General features: G+C 34.3%; 15 protein-coding genes. 9 read left to right on the top strand and 6 right to left on the bottom strand.

Annotation, left to right across the window (positions count from 1 at the left end):
* Positions 1 to 71: 71 nt before the first annotated feature.
* The 4 genes from clpX to VK161_RS14985 form a co-directional block, all read right to left on the bottom strand.
* A complete protein-coding gene (gene clpX / locus VK161_RS14970) occupies positions 72 to 1,304 on the bottom strand; it encodes an ATP-dependent Clp protease ATP-binding subunit ClpX (RefSeq protein ID WP_324215600.1) in 1,233 nt (410 codons plus the stop codon).
* A 171-nt stretch (positions 1,305 to 1,475) separates the two neighbouring features.
* Positions 1,476 to 2,138 carry an ATP-dependent Clp endopeptidase proteolytic subunit ClpP gene (gene clpP / locus VK161_RS14975; protein ID WP_324215601.1) on the bottom strand — a complete coding sequence of 221 codons (663 nt, stop codon included), beginning with the start codon at positions 2,136 to 2,138 and terminating at the stop codon, positions 1,476 to 1,478.
* A gap of 319 nt (positions 2,139 to 2,457) precedes the next feature.
* On the bottom strand, positions 2,458 to 3,786 hold the full coding sequence (gene tig / locus VK161_RS14980) for a trigger factor (RefSeq protein ID WP_324215602.1): 1,329 nt from the start codon (positions 3,784 to 3,786) through the stop codon (positions 2,458 to 2,460).
* A 96-nt stretch (positions 3,787 to 3,882) separates the two neighbouring features.
* The gene (locus VK161_RS14985) at positions 3,883 to 4,230 is read right to left on the bottom strand and encodes a phage holin family protein (RefSeq protein ID WP_324215603.1); all 348 of its coding nucleotides are present in this window, start codon (positions 4,228 to 4,230) and stop codon (positions 3,883 to 3,885) included.
* 90 nt (positions 4,231 to 4,320) lie between these two features.
* Here VK161_RS14985 and VK161_RS14990 point away from each other — a divergent pair, with 90 nt between their 5' ends.
* On the top strand, positions 4,321 to 5,133 hold the full coding sequence (locus VK161_RS14990) for a T9SS type A sorting domain-containing protein (protein WP_324215604.1): 813 nt from the start codon (positions 4,321 to 4,323) through the stop codon (positions 5,131 to 5,133).
* 45 nt (positions 5,134 to 5,178) lie between these two features.
* Here VK161_RS14990 and VK161_RS14995 read toward each other — a convergent pair whose 3' ends face one another.
* Complete coding sequence (locus VK161_RS14995) at positions 5,179 to 5,940, bottom strand: alpha/beta fold hydrolase (protein ID WP_324215605.1); 762 nt, start codon at positions 5,938 to 5,940, stop codon at positions 5,179 to 5,181.
* A gap of 1 nt (position 5,941) precedes the next feature.
* Complete coding sequence (locus VK161_RS15000; protein ID WP_324215606.1) at positions 5,942 to 6,655, bottom strand: pyridoxine 5'-phosphate synthase; 714 nt, start codon at positions 6,653 to 6,655, stop codon at positions 5,942 to 5,944.
* A gap of 113 nt (positions 6,656 to 6,768) precedes the next feature.
* On the opposite strand from VK161_RS15000, the gene VK161_RS15005 reads away from it, so the two are divergent.
* The 8 genes from VK161_RS15005 to murI all read left to right on the top strand — a co-directional run bounded on the left by VK161_RS15005 (position 6,769) and on the right by murI (position 14,981).
* Entirely contained in the window at positions 6,769 to 7,428 is a 660-nt protein-coding gene (locus tag VK161_RS15005) for a CBS domain-containing protein (RefSeq protein WP_324215607.1), read from the top strand.
* Between the two features lie 10 nt (positions 7,429 to 7,438).
* Complete coding sequence (locus VK161_RS15010; RefSeq protein ID WP_324215608.1) at positions 7,439 to 8,323, top strand: NAD kinase; 885 nt, start codon at positions 7,439 to 7,441, stop codon at positions 8,321 to 8,323.
* Between the two features lie 157 nt (positions 8,324 to 8,480).
* A complete protein-coding gene (locus tag VK161_RS15015) occupies positions 8,481 to 9,161 on the top strand; it encodes a DUF6089 family protein (protein WP_324215609.1) in 681 nt (226 codons plus the stop codon).
* A gap of 2 nt (positions 9,162 to 9,163) precedes the next feature.
* Positions 9,164 to 9,904 (top strand): isoprenyl transferase, encoded by a 741-nt coding sequence (locus tag VK161_RS15020; protein WP_324215610.1) that lies wholly within the window; start codon positions 9,164 to 9,166, stop codon positions 9,902 to 9,904.
* Entirely contained in the window at positions 9,837 to 12,566 is a 2,730-nt protein-coding gene (locus VK161_RS15025) for a BamA/OMP85 family outer membrane protein (RefSeq protein ID WP_324215611.1), read from the top strand. Before VK161_RS15020 ends, VK161_RS15025 begins: the two co-directional genes overlap by 68 nt.
* A gap of 33 nt (positions 12,567 to 12,599) precedes the next feature.
* Positions 12,600 to 13,592, top strand: coding sequence for an OmpH family outer membrane protein (locus VK161_RS15030; protein ID WP_324215612.1), 993 nt, complete (start codon positions 12,600 to 12,602; stop codon positions 13,590 to 13,592).
* Positions 13,593 to 13,633: 41 nt separating this feature from the next.
* Positions 13,634 to 14,131 (top strand): OmpH family outer membrane protein, encoded by a 498-nt coding sequence (locus VK161_RS15035; RefSeq protein WP_324215650.1) that lies wholly within the window; start codon positions 13,634 to 13,636, stop codon positions 14,129 to 14,131.
* 70 nt (positions 14,132 to 14,201) lie between these two features.
* A complete protein-coding gene (gene murI / locus VK161_RS15040; protein ID WP_324215613.1) occupies positions 14,202 to 14,981 on the top strand; it encodes a glutamate racemase in 780 nt (259 codons plus the stop codon).
* Positions 14,982 to 14,983 lie beyond the last annotated feature (2 nt).

Below are 14,983 nucleotides of genomic sequence, written 5' to 3' on the forward strand. Positions count from 1 at the left end.
CAAAAAGTAAATTTAAAATTGATACAATAAAAAAACCCGACTCTTTTTTGAAGTCGGGTTTTATTTTTTACTTATGAAGCGATTTCCAATCGTTTCAATAAGTTTTTATTGAGTGTGTCTTCGGTGTAGGCTTTGTCGATGTGCAATTCTTTTTCATTCGAACTTGGCAAATCGTACATCGCATCAGTGAGAATCGCTTCGCATAATGAACGTAAACCGCGCGCACCTAATTTGTATTCTAAGGCTTTTTCAACAATATAATCTAAGGCTTCATTGTCAATGGTGAATTTGACATCGTCCATGGCAAATAACTTTTCGTATTGTTTGATGAGTGCATTTTTTGGCTCAGTCAAAATAGAACGCAAAGTTTCTTTATCCAATGGATCCATGTGGGTTAATACGGGCAAACGACCAATTATTTCGGGAATCAATCCAAAATCTTTGATGTCTTTTGGAATGATGTACTGCAATAAATTGTCTTTGTCAATATTATCTGTATTTCTCGAAGTGCTGTAACCTACCGCTTGACGATTCAATCGTTTGGAAATGATGCGATCAATTCCGTCGAAAGCTCCGCCCGCAATGAATAAAATATTTTGAGTATTGACTTCTACGAATTTTTGATCCGGATGTTTTCTTCCTCCTTTTGGCGGAACATTAACCACCGTTCCTTCCAACAATTTTAGTAATGCCTGTTGAACGCCTTCACCCGAAACATCACGAGTTATTGAAGGATTATCGCTTTTACGCGCAATTTTATCAATTTCGTCAATGAATACGATGCCGCGTTCAGCTTTGGTCACATCGTAATCAGCAGCTTGAAGTAAACGAGTCAAAATACTTTCAACGTCTTCACCTACATAACCTGCTTCTGTCAAAACCGTTGCATCAACAATAGCTAATGGAACGTCTAACATACGAGCAATGGTTTTGGCGACCAAGGTTTTTCCCGTTCCGGTTTGCCCTACCATAATGATGTTCGACTTTTCGATTTCTACTTCTTCTGCCAATGTAGGTTGCATCAATCGTTTGTAGTGATTGTATACGGCCACCGACATTACTTTTTTGGTTTGATCTTGACCAATAACATATTCGTCCAAAAACGCTCTGATTTCTTTTGGCTTGAGTAAAATCAAATCGGTTGGCGCTTTGGCGTTGCTGTTGGTTTTGAGTTCTTCCAGAACAATTCCGTGTGCTTGCTCGATGCAACGATCACAAATGTGCGCGTTGATTCCGGCAATTAACAAATTGGTTTCTGGTTTTTTTCTTCCACAGAAGGAACATTCTAATACTTCTTTTGCCATTTTTTTGGGTTGCAAAGTTACAGAGTGGCAAAGTTACAAAGTTTGTTTATTATGAAACCTTGAAACTCTGCAGCCTGAAAACTTTATTTTTTTTGGGAAAGTTGAAAGTCAAAAAGTTGCAAAGTCATTTTACTTTGGAACTTTGAAACTCTACAACTTTGAAACTTTGAATTATTTTTCTCTTCTTAACACTTCATCAATCATTCCGTATTCTTTGGCTTCATCGGCAATCATCCAATAATCGCGCTCCGAATCTTTGTGTACTTTTTCGAAAGGTTGCCCTGAGTGATGTGAAATGATTTGGTACAATTCGTCTTTCAGCTTCAACATTTCTCTTAGGTTGATTTCCATATCGGTTGCCACACCTTGTGCGCCGCCTGATGGTTGGTGAATCATTACTCTTGAATGCGGTAATGCCGAACGTTTTCCAGCTGCACCAGCGCACAATAACACGGCGCCCATTGAAGCTGCCATTCCGGTACAAATTGTAGCTACATCAGGCTTGATGAACTGCATAGTATCGTAAATTCCGAGACCTGCGTATACGCTTCCACCTGGAGAGTTGATGTAAATTTGAATGTCTTTTGACGCGTCAACTGATTCTAGGAACAGTAATTGCGCTTGAATGATGTTGGCCATATAATCGTCTACTCCGGTTCCCATGAAGATGATTCTGTCCATCATTAAACGAGAGAACACGTCGAGTTGTGAGATGTTGAGTTGGCGTTCTTCAATTATATAAGGTGTCATACTACCTACAATTTTGTCGTAGTACAAGCTATTCACTCCGTGTTTTTTGGTAGCGAATTTTTTAAATTCTTTTCCGTAATCCATTTGAAATGTTTATAAGGTTTATATATTATTTTTATTGTGTATTGCAAAGGTCGTACCTTTTATTTTTTGTGACAAATTGTCTTGATTGACGCTTTGGTGCTGCTTACGCTGAGCGTATTAGCCCAGATAGAAGTGGAAAGCTTTTGGCAGTTGAAGACCCATTTTTGTGGGTGCAAAAAAGCGACCAAAGGAAGCTCTTTTTGTGCCGTACAAAAAGGGTTTGAAACAACAAAACTTGCAACGAATAGCTGGATTGGCTTCCAATAAAAAAGCGTCAAAATCGTTTGACTTTGACGCTCAAATATAGTGATTTTTTTAATTATGCTTCACCGTACATTACTTTGATGAATTCATCGTAATTTACTTCTTTGGTTTTGGCTTTCACTTTGTCTTTGAACAAGTTGAGCATTTTTTCGTTCATTACTTGTTCTGAAAGGCGTTTTACTTCGTCTTGATTTGACATTACACGCGCTACAATTCCTTGAACATCTTCGTCAGTTGGATTCATTTGACCAAACTGCGCCATTTGTTTTTTGATTAAGCCCGACGTGTAGTCTTTTAACTCTTCGAATGTGATTTGTAAGCCGTTTTCGGTGATTACTTTTCCTTCAATTAATTGGTAACGAAGACCATTTTCAGAGCGTGCGTATTCTTCTTCAGCTTGTTCTGGAGAAAGTGGGTTTTCGCCGGCAGTTTGAATCCATTTTTTTAGGAATTCAGCTGGTAAATCGAATTTGGTAGTTTCAATTAAAAACTCGGTAACGTCGTTAAGGAATTTTTGGTTGGATTGTTGTACGAATTGATTTTCGGCGTCTTCTTTAATTTTTGCTTTTAATTCGTCTAGAGAATGCACTACATCTGGACCGAATAATTTATCGAATAATTCTTGGTTCAATTCGGCTGGTTCGCTTGCGATTACTTCGTCGATGGTGAAATTCACCTCGATATCAAGTCCGTGAACATCGTCATGACCAATGGCTAAAACATCCATTAGTTTGTGATCGTCGTTGAAAAGACCTTTGGTTTTTAACACTACTGTATCGCCTACTTTTTTACCGATGAACGCTTTAGCTGTTTTTTTGTCGGCAAACAATTCTAAATCAAGCGTTGTGCGGTTGTTGATTCCTCTTTCTTCGTTGGTAAAAACACCTGAAACATCATTCCCTTCCGCCACTTCAGTTTGAGAAACGATTTTACCGTATTGTTTTTGGATGCGCGCTACTTGAGCATTTAACATCGTATCGTCAGCGATGATTTTGTATTGAGTCAAGTTGTTTTTTGCAGTTAAATCAACGTTGAATTCAGGAGCTAATCCCAATTCGAATTCAAATTTATAGTCTTCAGAATCCCAATTAAAATCTTCCGTGATTTTTGGAAGCGGATTACCAAGAATATCTAGTTTTTCTTCAACTAAATAGTTGTTTAAATTTTCTTGCAATAATTTGTTTACTTCTTCTAAAAGTACTGCTTTTCCGTATTGTTTTTGGATTAAACTCATCGGAACGGCACCTTTTCTAAATCCTGGAATAGAGGCATTTTTGCGGTAATCGGCCAGTACTTTTTCTACTTTAGAAGCGTAGTCATTTTTAGAAACCTCAACAGTTACTACTGCATTTAAAGCATCTACATTGTTTCTTGTAATATTCATATACGTGTTATAAATTTTTATATACTAAAATTGGGTTGCAAAATTAAATTATTTCTGCAACCCAACCAAGTTTTTATTTTATTGATTTTTAAAGTTTTACTTCTTTGTTTCGGTAACTTTATAAACTAATGATTGTGAGATAGATAAAATAATACTAAAAAGTAGTGCTGACCAAATGGAAGTAACATTAAAACCATCAACCAATTTATCGCACAACAAGACAATTATTGCATTGATTATCAAATAGAATAAGCCTAGTGTTAGAATTGTAATTGGCAATGTAAAGAGCACCAAAATAGGTTTAACAAAAAAGTTCAACAAACCGAGAACTATAGCGACAATTAAAGCGGTTGAGAACTTATCAACAATCACACTTTCTTTCATTAAATGTGAGATCAACATAACCAATACGGAAGTAATCAGAATTCTTAGTAGAACATTCATTGTTAAAATTTTTCATAAAATTAAAAAAAAAAATGGTGATTACCCAATTTTTCTATAAATTCGCGAATTATAAACTATAAAAAACATAATATGAAAAAACTATTACTTTCTATTACATTATTGGGTTCTTTTTTTGGTAATGCTCAAGCACTTACTCAAGATTTTGAAGAGGATATCTTCCCACCAACAGGTTGGACAACTGAAACCAATGTTCCAACAAGACCATGGACACTTACTACAAACTACACTCAAGCAACGCAAGATGTTTTTAATATTACAGGTTTGAGATCTGCTATTATCGCTTGGATTGCTCAGGATCAAAATGCACATTTAACTAGTCCTGTTTTCAGTTTAGTTAATTACTCTGATGCTACTTTAACATTCAATGCTAAATTAGGTTATGAGTACATGGTTGCTCCATTTGCAAATGGTGATTTATATGCACAAGTAAGTACTAATGGTACTGATTGGACCAACTTATGGGTTGAAGAAGATTATGGTACTTACGCTGATTACGAAACATTAGCAATTAGTTTAGACTTAGGTGCTTATGTGGGTTCAGCAACAGTTCAAGTAAGATTCCAATACATTGCAAATGATGCTGATACACTTTCTATTGATGATGTTGTTGTAAACGGTACTTTTGGTGTAAATGAAGTATTATCAACTAATTTTGGTGTATCTCCAAACCCAGCCAAAGACATTGTTACTTTAACTAACACAGGAAACAATGTGGTTTCTAGCGTATCAATTACTGATATCAACGGAAGAACAATCAGAACTATTGACGCAAACAGCACTTCTAACTTACAAATTAATGTAAGCGACTTAAATGCTGGTATTTATTTTATGGATATCAACACTGAGGCTGGAAAAGCAGTTAAAAAATTCATCAAAAACTAATATTACTTAGTTTAATAGAAAAATCCCCGCAATTGCGGGGATTTTTTATTTTAAAAAGTGTACGGTTTCTTCAAAGAAAGCTTTTGGATTTTCAGCATGAAGCCAATGTCCAACATTAGGAACAGTTACTAAACTATTGTTCGGAAAATGATTTTCTATCTGTGGTAAATCATTATCTAAAATGTATCTTGAGTTTCCCCCGCGAATAAACAATGTCGGATTTGTAAACAGGGCATTTTGAGGTAATGCAGTTCCGATTTCATCAATGTTATCATTAAAGACTTTTAGGTTGAATCGGAAACCCAACTGACCTGGCTCAACCCAATACACATTTTTCATAATAAATTGACGCGTCCCAAAATCAGGAACATAAGGATAAAGCGTTTCCTCTACTCCATTTCTATCGGGTTTTTTAGAAAAATCAACAGCATTCAAACCAGCAAAAATATCTTGATGATGTGGTGGATAATATTTTGGGCCAATATCTGCAACTACTAATTTATCAACTCGTTCTGAGTAAGTTGTTGCAAAAAGCATCGCAACTTTTCCTCCCATTGAATGCCCAATAATAGAGACTTTCTCAAGATTATGTTCATTACAGTATTGTAAGACATCTTCTGCCATTACCTCATAATTGAACACATCCGAATGAAAACTTTTTCCGTGATTTCTCAAGTCTAAAATATGCACTTCAAAACCTTCTGATGCATATTGAGAGCCGAGCGACTTCCAATTATCAGACATTCCTAAAAATCCGTGGATGATTAAGAGCGGTTTTCCAGCACCTTCAATTCGCGAATACAACATACTATTTTAGTTTTTGTAAATACATATTAACCACATTGTCTAAACCAAGGTACAGGGCTTCTGAAATTAAAGCATGACCAATTGAAACCTCCAATAAATTAGGAATATTGTCTTTGAAAAATTTAATGTTGTCCAAACTCAAATCGTGACCAGCATTAATTCCTAAATGCAACTCATTAGCTAAAACTGCCGCTTTTGAATAGGGTTCAATCGCTTTTTCATTTCCAAGACTGAATTGATGAGCAAATTCTTCTGTATACAACTCAATTCGGTCGGTTCCTGTAGCTTTTGCGCCTTCAACCACATCTAACACAGGGTCAACAAAAATAGATGTTCTGATTCCGTTGCGTTTAAACTCGGCAATCACTTCTGTCAAATACGATTGGTTTTTCACAGTATCCCAGCCAGCGCTTGAGGTAATTGCACCAATAGCATCTGGAACTAAAGTAACTTGGGTAGGTTTACACTCCAGTACTAAATCAATAAAATTGTGTTGTGGATTACCTTCAATATTAAATTCAGTGTAAACAATCGATTTTAAATCGCGTGCGTCTTGGTAACGAATATGACGTTCATCGGGTCGCGGATGAATGGTTATTCCGTGTGCTCCAAATTTTTGAATATCGGTTGCCACTTTAAGTAAATCAGGCACATTTCCTCCTCTTGCATTTCTTAAAGTGGCAATTTTATTGATGTTTACGCTTAATTTTGTCATGATTTTGTGGAGCTACTATTACTTTTGATTTTATGAATGCAAAAATACAAAGTTAAAATAAGGTTTTATGTTCTAAAATTTGATTATTTTGCAACAAAATTGCCATTTAAATTATGACGGAAATTACAGAATACATCACCAACGACTACAAAGCTATCAATAGCTATGAAAAAATATCAGAAGTTCAAGATTTTTTTGCTGATGTTTCATTTTCACATTTCCCTATTGTAAGTGATGGTGTTTTTATAGGCAACATTTCTGCAGATGATATTGACACATTTGATTCAGACAAAACAATCAATGATTATCGTTATACATTAGAAGCATTTTTTGCTAGAGAAAACATGATTTGGTTGGATGTTTTAGAAGTTTTTGCAAAAAATCACACCAATATCGTTCCCGTTTTGAATGAAGAAAACACCTATAGCGGTTATTATGAACTCGAGGATATTGTTAAGTTTTTTCACGAAACACCTTTCTTAAAAGAACCCGGCGGAATCATAGTGGTACAAAAAAACATCATTGATTATTCAATGAGCCAAATAGCACAAATTGTTGAAAGCAATAATGGAAAATTATTGGGAATGTTTGTATCTGAAGCCAACTCTGAGAACATTCAAATCACGATAAAGATAACTTTAGGCGCAATGAATGACATCATTCAAACTTTCAGACGGTATAATTACGAAATTGTTTCTGAACACCACGAAGACAATTACTTAAACAATCTCAAAGAGCGTTCAGAATACTTAGATAAATATTTGAATATCTAAAACGTATATTATGAAAGTCGCCATTTTCGGACAATACTATCAAAACGATACTCGACCAATTATTAAAGATATTTTTGTGTTTTTTAATAAGAACAATGTTGAATTGGTTATTGAAGAAAAGTTTTTGGCCATTTTATACGAACAACAACTTTTAGAAAAAAAATACAAAACGTTCAATAGCTATTCTGACTTGGATCAAAGTTTTGATATTTTGGTTAGCATTGGTGGTGACGGAACCATTTTAAGAGCGGCAACTTACGTTCGAAATTCAGGAATTCCAATAATCGGAATCAACGCGGGTCGTTTGGGGTTTTTGGCAAAAGTTCAAAAAGAAAACATCGAATCGTTTCTTCAAATTGTACTCAACAAAGAGTACACGATTTCGGAACGAACCTTACTCAACTTAGAATTTAGCCCCAAAATTACCGATTTTAATCATTTGAATTTTGCCATGAATGAAGTAACGGTAAGCCGTAAAGACACTACTTCAATGATAACGATTGAAACTTCTTTGAACGACGAATATTTGAATTCGTATTGGGCAGACGGATTAATTGTTTCAACTCCAACGGGTTCAACGGGTTATTCGTTGAGTTGTGGTGGACCAGTTCTAACTCCGGAAGTCGAAAGTTTGGTTATTACTCCCATTGCACCACACAACTTAAATGCTCGTCCTTTGGTCATTCCGGATAACACCGAAATCAAACTAAAAGTTTCTGGAAGAGAGGAACAGTATCTGGTTTCTTTGGATTCCCGAATAATCTCAGTCAGCAATAATGCTGTTTTAATCATCAAAAAAGCTGATTTTAAAATAAATATGGTAGAAATACCTCACGAAACCTTTTTAAAAACCCTACGAAATAAACTGCTTTGGGGTGAAGACAAACGAAATTAAGTCTTTCTATTTATACTACAACTACTGCTTTTTTCGTTTCAAATCAGATTTAAAATATTCTGATTACTTTTAACTGTTCAAAATAATCGTTATAAATACTAATATCATGTTTTATTAGTATCTAATATTGTTATATTTGCACGCTATTTTCCATTTGATGAAAAGATTTTTTTTATTTGTAATATTTATAGGAGTTACGCAGGTTAATGCCCAAATTAATGAGATTGGAGTTTTTTTAGGCGGAACCAACTATATTGGAGACATTGGAAAAACAGATTATGTTAACCCAAGTGATTTGGCTTTTGGTCTAATTTACAAATGGAACAAAAGCCCAAGACATGCCTATAGGTTTTCACTATTTCATGGACAAATTTCAGCTAATGATTTAGATTCTGAAGTTCCTGGAAGATATAAAAGAGGTTTGTCTTTTGAAAATACAGTAACTGAATTTTCGGCGGGTTTAGAATTTAATTTTTTTGATTTTAATTTACATAGTTTAGAACAAAAAATGACTCCTTACATCTATACTGGTTTGACATATGCTGTTTATGATGGATTATTTTTTGTAGGTAAAAACCCAAAATCTGACTCGCAACACGGAACAATAGCGATACCTATGGTAGTAGGGATAAAATCAAATATTACTCCTAATTTAATTTTAGGTGCAGAAATTGGTGCACGCTATTCATTTGCAGATGATATTGACGGCAGTAATCCAACAAATGAAAATTTAGAAAACCAACGATTTGGAAATTTACTCAGTAAAGATTGGTATGTTTTTACTGGATTTACATTAACCTATACTTTTGGCGAAAAGCCTTGTTATTGCTTTGATTAAAAATGGATTTAAAAGACTCTATTGACAAAAACAACTTACCCAAACACATTGCCATCATTATGGATGGGAATGGTCGTTGGGCTAAGCAAAAAGGATTCATGAGAGCTTTTGGTCATGAAAACGGCACAAAATCAGTTCGAACTACAGTAGAAACATGTGCCAAATTAGGAATTAAAAACCTCACTCTTTACGCTTTTTCAACAGAAAACTGGAACCGCCCAAAATTAGAGGTTGATACTTTAATGAAGTTATTGGTGAATTCATTAAAAACCGAATTAAAAACACTTCAAGAAAACAACATTAAACTCAATTCGATTGGGAATCTAGATAAATTGCCTAAAGCGATCCACAAAGAGTTGACAGAGGTTGTTAATTTAACAAAAAATAACACCCAAATGACCCTTACTTTAGCTTTAAGTTATGGTTCAAGAGAGGAATTATTAAATGTTGTTAAAAATATTAGTGATAAAGTTAAAAATAATATAATTTCAATAGATAGTATTGATGAATCAATTATTAATCAGCATCTTTACACGCACAATCTACCCGATGTAGATTTGCTTATTAGAACCAGCGGAGAACACAGAATAAGTAATTTTTTACTTTGGCAAATCGCTTATGCAGAGCTATATTTTGTTGATGTTCTTTGGCCCGATTTTAAAGAAAATGATTTATATGAAGCCATTATTAGCTATCAGAAAAGAGAACGCAGATTTGGAAAAACAAGTGAACAAATTAAATAATACATTAGTGCAAAAATCAACTTTTAAAGCTTTACTATATCTAATTTTTATAGGGAACATTTATACTTTACAAGCCCAAGACAGAATACCATTTGATCAAGGAAAAAAATACATTCTAGGAGACGTAACGGTTACAGGTAAAATTACTTTTAACGAACAAACTGTTGTAACTTTTACCGGACTTGAAAAAGGGCAAAACATCACAGTTCCAGGAGAAGAAATTAGCAACGCTATTAAAAAATTAGGTGCGCTTGGTTTGTTTAGTGACATCGATTTTTACATCAACGAAATCAAAGGAGATAGCATTTATCTTGGTCTTAACATAATTGAACTTCCAAAACTAAATGAGGTTAAAATTACCGGAATCAAAAAAAGTAAAGCAGAAGAAATTATTAAGAGTACTGAGCTTAATAAAGGGAAAATAGTGAATGAAAACCTCATTACTAAATCCAAAAATTACATCGAAAATAAATACAAAAAAGACGGTTATTATCAAACCAAAGTAACTATAAATACCATTGCTGACACTAGCAGTTCGAACTTAGTGGACATGAAAATATTCATTGATAAAGGCAACAAGGTTAAAATTAGAAAAATTGATTTTATTGGCAACGAAAAGTTTACAGATGCTAAACTCAGAAAAGCCATGAAAAACACAAAACAGCAAAATCCGATTCGTATTTTTAAATCCTCTAAATACATCAAAGACAAGTATAAAGAAGATTTAGTCGCTGTGGTAAATAAATACAAAGAAAAAGGATATAGAGACGCTCGGGTTATTTCAGATACTGTTTTTGTTTCTAAAAATAAATTAGCCGTAAACATCAAAGTTGAAGAAGGTAGAAAATACTACTTTGGAAACATCAAATTCTTAGGAAATTCCGTCTATTCAGATCAATTATTAGGAAGAGTATTAGGAATTAATAAAGGAGAAGTTTATAACGGAGTTTTATTAGAAAAAAGAATTGCTGACAAATCAAAACCCGATGGCGAAGACTTAACCAATTTGTATCAAAATAACGGTTATTTATTCTCAAGCATCAATCCTGTTGAAGTCAAAACTGCAAACGATTCTATCGATTTTGAAATCAGAGTTACTGAAGGTCCGATTGCCTATTTCAATAAAATTTCTGTAGTTGGAAACGACAAAACACACGATCGTGTAATTTATCGTGAGCTTCGCACAAAACCAGGAGAAAAATACAGTAAGGAAGAATTGGTTAGAACCGTTCGTGAAATCGGACAATTAGGCTTTTTCGATCCTGAAGCTATCGATCCTAAATTTAAAAATGTTGACCCAACGGCCGGAACTGTTGATATCGAATATAATTTAGTAGAAAAAGGTTCAAGTCAGATTGAGCTTCAAGGTGGTTATGGCGGTGGCGGATTCATTGGTACACTAGGATTGTCATTCAACAACTTCTCAGCCAGAAATATGTTCAACAAAGAGGCTTACAAACCTCTTCCAATGGGAGATGGACAGAGAGTTTCATTAAGAGCTCAAGCAAGTACTTATTTTCAAACCTACAGTTTGTCATTTTCTGAACCATGGTTAGGCGGGAAAAAACCAATTAATTTCTCAACTTCATTATCACACAGTAAACAATTCTTATATACCGGAACAAGAGATGTAAACAGAGATAAGAGTTTCAATATCACATCCTTGTCTGTAGGAGTTGCAAAAAGACTTACAGTTCCAGATGATTTCTTCACATTGTCCAATGCAGTTAGTTTCCAATACTACGATTTGAACAATTACAACACAGGATTATTTAGATTTGGTGATGGTTCATCAAGAAACTTAGCATTCACCACTGCTCTTTCAAGAAACAATAAGGGAACCAATCCAATATACCCAATGTACGGGTCAGAATTCACAATTTCAGCTAAATTTACTATTCCTTATTCTTTGTTTAATAAAATCGATTATGGGAATTTAGGGAATTTAAAAGAATATAAAAAACAGTATTTTGCTTCCGAGGGAACATCTTTTATAGAAACACCAGATGGTCAAAGACCTAACGAAGGCGATTATTTAGTAGAAACAGCTGAAAATTCAGGAATATATCAAACTGTGGGTAATGATTACACACTTGCCTCAGCAGACAGAGCTAAAGTTGACCAGAAAAGATTCAACTGGTTGGAATATTATAAAGTAAAATTCAAAGCCGATTGGTACACTAAAATTTGGGATAAAATGGTACTTCGATCGTTGGGTGAATTTGGTTTCTTAGGTGCCTACAACAGTGACAGAGGTAATGTTCCTTTTGAGCGTTTCTTCTTAGGTGGTGACGGCTTAGCTAACTATTCCTTAGATGGTAGAGAAGTAATTCAGTTAAGAGGTTATCCAAATCAATCATTATCCGACCAAGACGGAAGTACTATTTACAATAAATTTTCGTTAGAACTACGTTATCCTTTAACTTTGAAAGGCGCAGCAACCATTTATGCTCTAGCTTTTGCAGAAGCAGGTTCATCGTATAACAATTTTAAAGAATATAATCCGTTTAGATTACAACGTTCAGCCGGATTCGGTTTGCGTGTGTTCATGCCAGCATTTGGACTATTAGGAATTGACTTTGGACATGGTTTCGATGCCGTGCCAGGATTGACTCAAAAAAATGGTTGGGAAACACATTTCATAATTGGACAACAATTTTAGTATATTTGTTTTTGATTTCTAAATTTAAGAAGTATGAGAAAGTACCTTTTTATTGCAATAACCTCAGCATTAATAGCATTTAACGCTGTTGGACAAACGGCGCGCGGTGTAAAAATTGGATATATCGACATGGAATATATTCTGGATAAAGTGCCTGATTATGCTCAAGCTAAAACTCTTCTTGAAGAAAAAGCTCAAAAATGGAAGCAAGAAATCGAAGAAAAAAAGGTAGAAATTGCAAAATTAAAAGAAACATTAAAATCAGAAAAAGTACTTTTAACTAAAGAACTTTTGGAAGAAAGAGAAGAAGAAATTGCTTTTCTTGAAACTGAATTATTAAACTACCAACAAAAACGCTTTGGCCCAAATGGTGATTTAGTAACTCAAAAAGCTGTTTTGGTAAAACCTATTCAAGATCAAGTTTTCAACGCCGTACAAGACATTGCCGAAGCTAAAAAATACGATTTTATTTTTGATAAATCTTCCGATTTAACCATGCTTTTCTCAAATCAACGCTACGACATAAGTGATTTAGTAGTGCGTACTTTAACTCGCGCTCAGAACAGAGAACAGAAATCAAAAAAATTACTTGAGAAAGAAGCTGAAGAAGAACGCAAACAAGAAATGATTGACGATAACCCAACTCTTGTAGAGCGTCAGAAAAAATTAGACGAAAAAAGAGCGGCCCGTGAAAAATTAGTTGAAGAACGTAAATTAGCTGCTGAAGCTAGAAAAAAAGAGGCCGAAGACAAACGCAAACAATTACTAGAAGATAAAGAGGCTAAAAAGTCTGGCACAGTTTCTGATAAAGGTACAAGTGAAGAACCAAAAGAAGGAACTTCAACTGGCGAGACAGCCGAAGAGAAAAGAGCTAAAGCAGAAGCTGCTAAAGCGAAAACTCTTGAAGAGCGTAAACAAATCATCGAAGACCGTAAAAAAGAACTCGAAGAAAGAAGAAAAAAATTACTAGAAGAAAGAGAAGCTGCTAAAAAAGCTAAAGAAGAAGCTAGAAATAAACCAAAATAGAAACCCTTAAATAAGAATTATAAACAATTAAAATGAAAATGATGAAACAATTTAGAACTTTTTTAATAGCAACAATTGCTTTCTTTGGTGCTCAAACAATCAATGCTCAAGCAAAAGTAGCACATGTTGATGTGAATGAAATCATGACTAAAATGCCTGCTATATTGGATGCTCAAAAACAATTACAAAAATTGGGTGAAACGTACAGTGCAGATTACAATACAATGGTACAAGAATACCAAGCCAAAATTAAAAAATACGATGCTGAAGCTGCAACTCAATCAGATGCGATAAACCAAACGCGCCAAACTGAAGTTCAAGACATGGCAAAACGTATTGGTGAATTCCAAGAAAATGCTCAAAAAGAACTTCAGAAAAAAGAAGGTGATTTAATGAAACCTATCTTGGAAAAAGTAAAAGCTTCTATCGCTAAAGTAGGTAAAGCAAAAGGTTTTCAATACGTTTTAAACACTGCAGATTTACTTTTAACTGATGGTCCAGATTTAACTGCTGATGTTAAAAAAGATTTAGGATTCTAATACAATTCTTTCAAAAAAATATAAAAAACTACTCATCAAAATTGGGTAGTTTTTTTTTACATTTGTTTTTATGACAAATAATAATCCAATTGGCCTTTTCGATTCGGGAATTGGTGGAACCTCCATCTGGAAAGAAATTCATCTTTTACTTCCAAATGAAGATTCCATCTATCTTGCCGATAGTAAAAATGCGCCTTACGGACAAAAATCTAAAGAAGAAATCATTCATCTTAGTGAAAAAAACACCGAATTTCTTCTGAATAAAAATTGTAAAATTATTGTTGTTGCTTGTAACACTGCAACTACTAACGCCATCAAAGAATTAAGAGCAAAATTCGACATTCCTTTCATCGGAATTGAACCTGCAATTAAACCCGCAGCGACTCATTCACAAACTCAAAAAATCGGAATTTTAGCCACTAAAGGAACTCTCAATAGCGAATTATTTTACAAAAATGTTGAGAAATTTCAAGACATCGAAATCATAGAACAAGTTGGGTTTGGCCTAGTCGATTTAATTGAAAACGGTAAAATCAATTCTCCCGAAATGAAACAACTACTCCAATCGTATCTAAAGCCAATGGTCGAACAAGACATAGATTATTTAGTGTTGGGTTGCAGTCATTATCCGTATTTGATTCCGCAAATCAAAAAAATCATTCCCAATCACATTAAAATTATTGATTCTGGAGAAGCGGTTGCTCGGCAAACTAAAAATGTACTCAACGAAAAAGTAGGATTCAGAAACGAAAACACTAAAAGCACTCAGTTGTTTTACACCAATTCGAATCCGGCTGTACTTACTTCCATTTTAAAAAACAAATACACAATCATAACCGAAGATTTTTAATT

Origin of the sequence: Flavobacterium sp. (assembly GCF_035299245.1) — a bacterium.
Lineage (GTDB): Bacteria > Bacteroidota > Bacteroidia > Flavobacteriales > Flavobacteriaceae > Flavobacterium.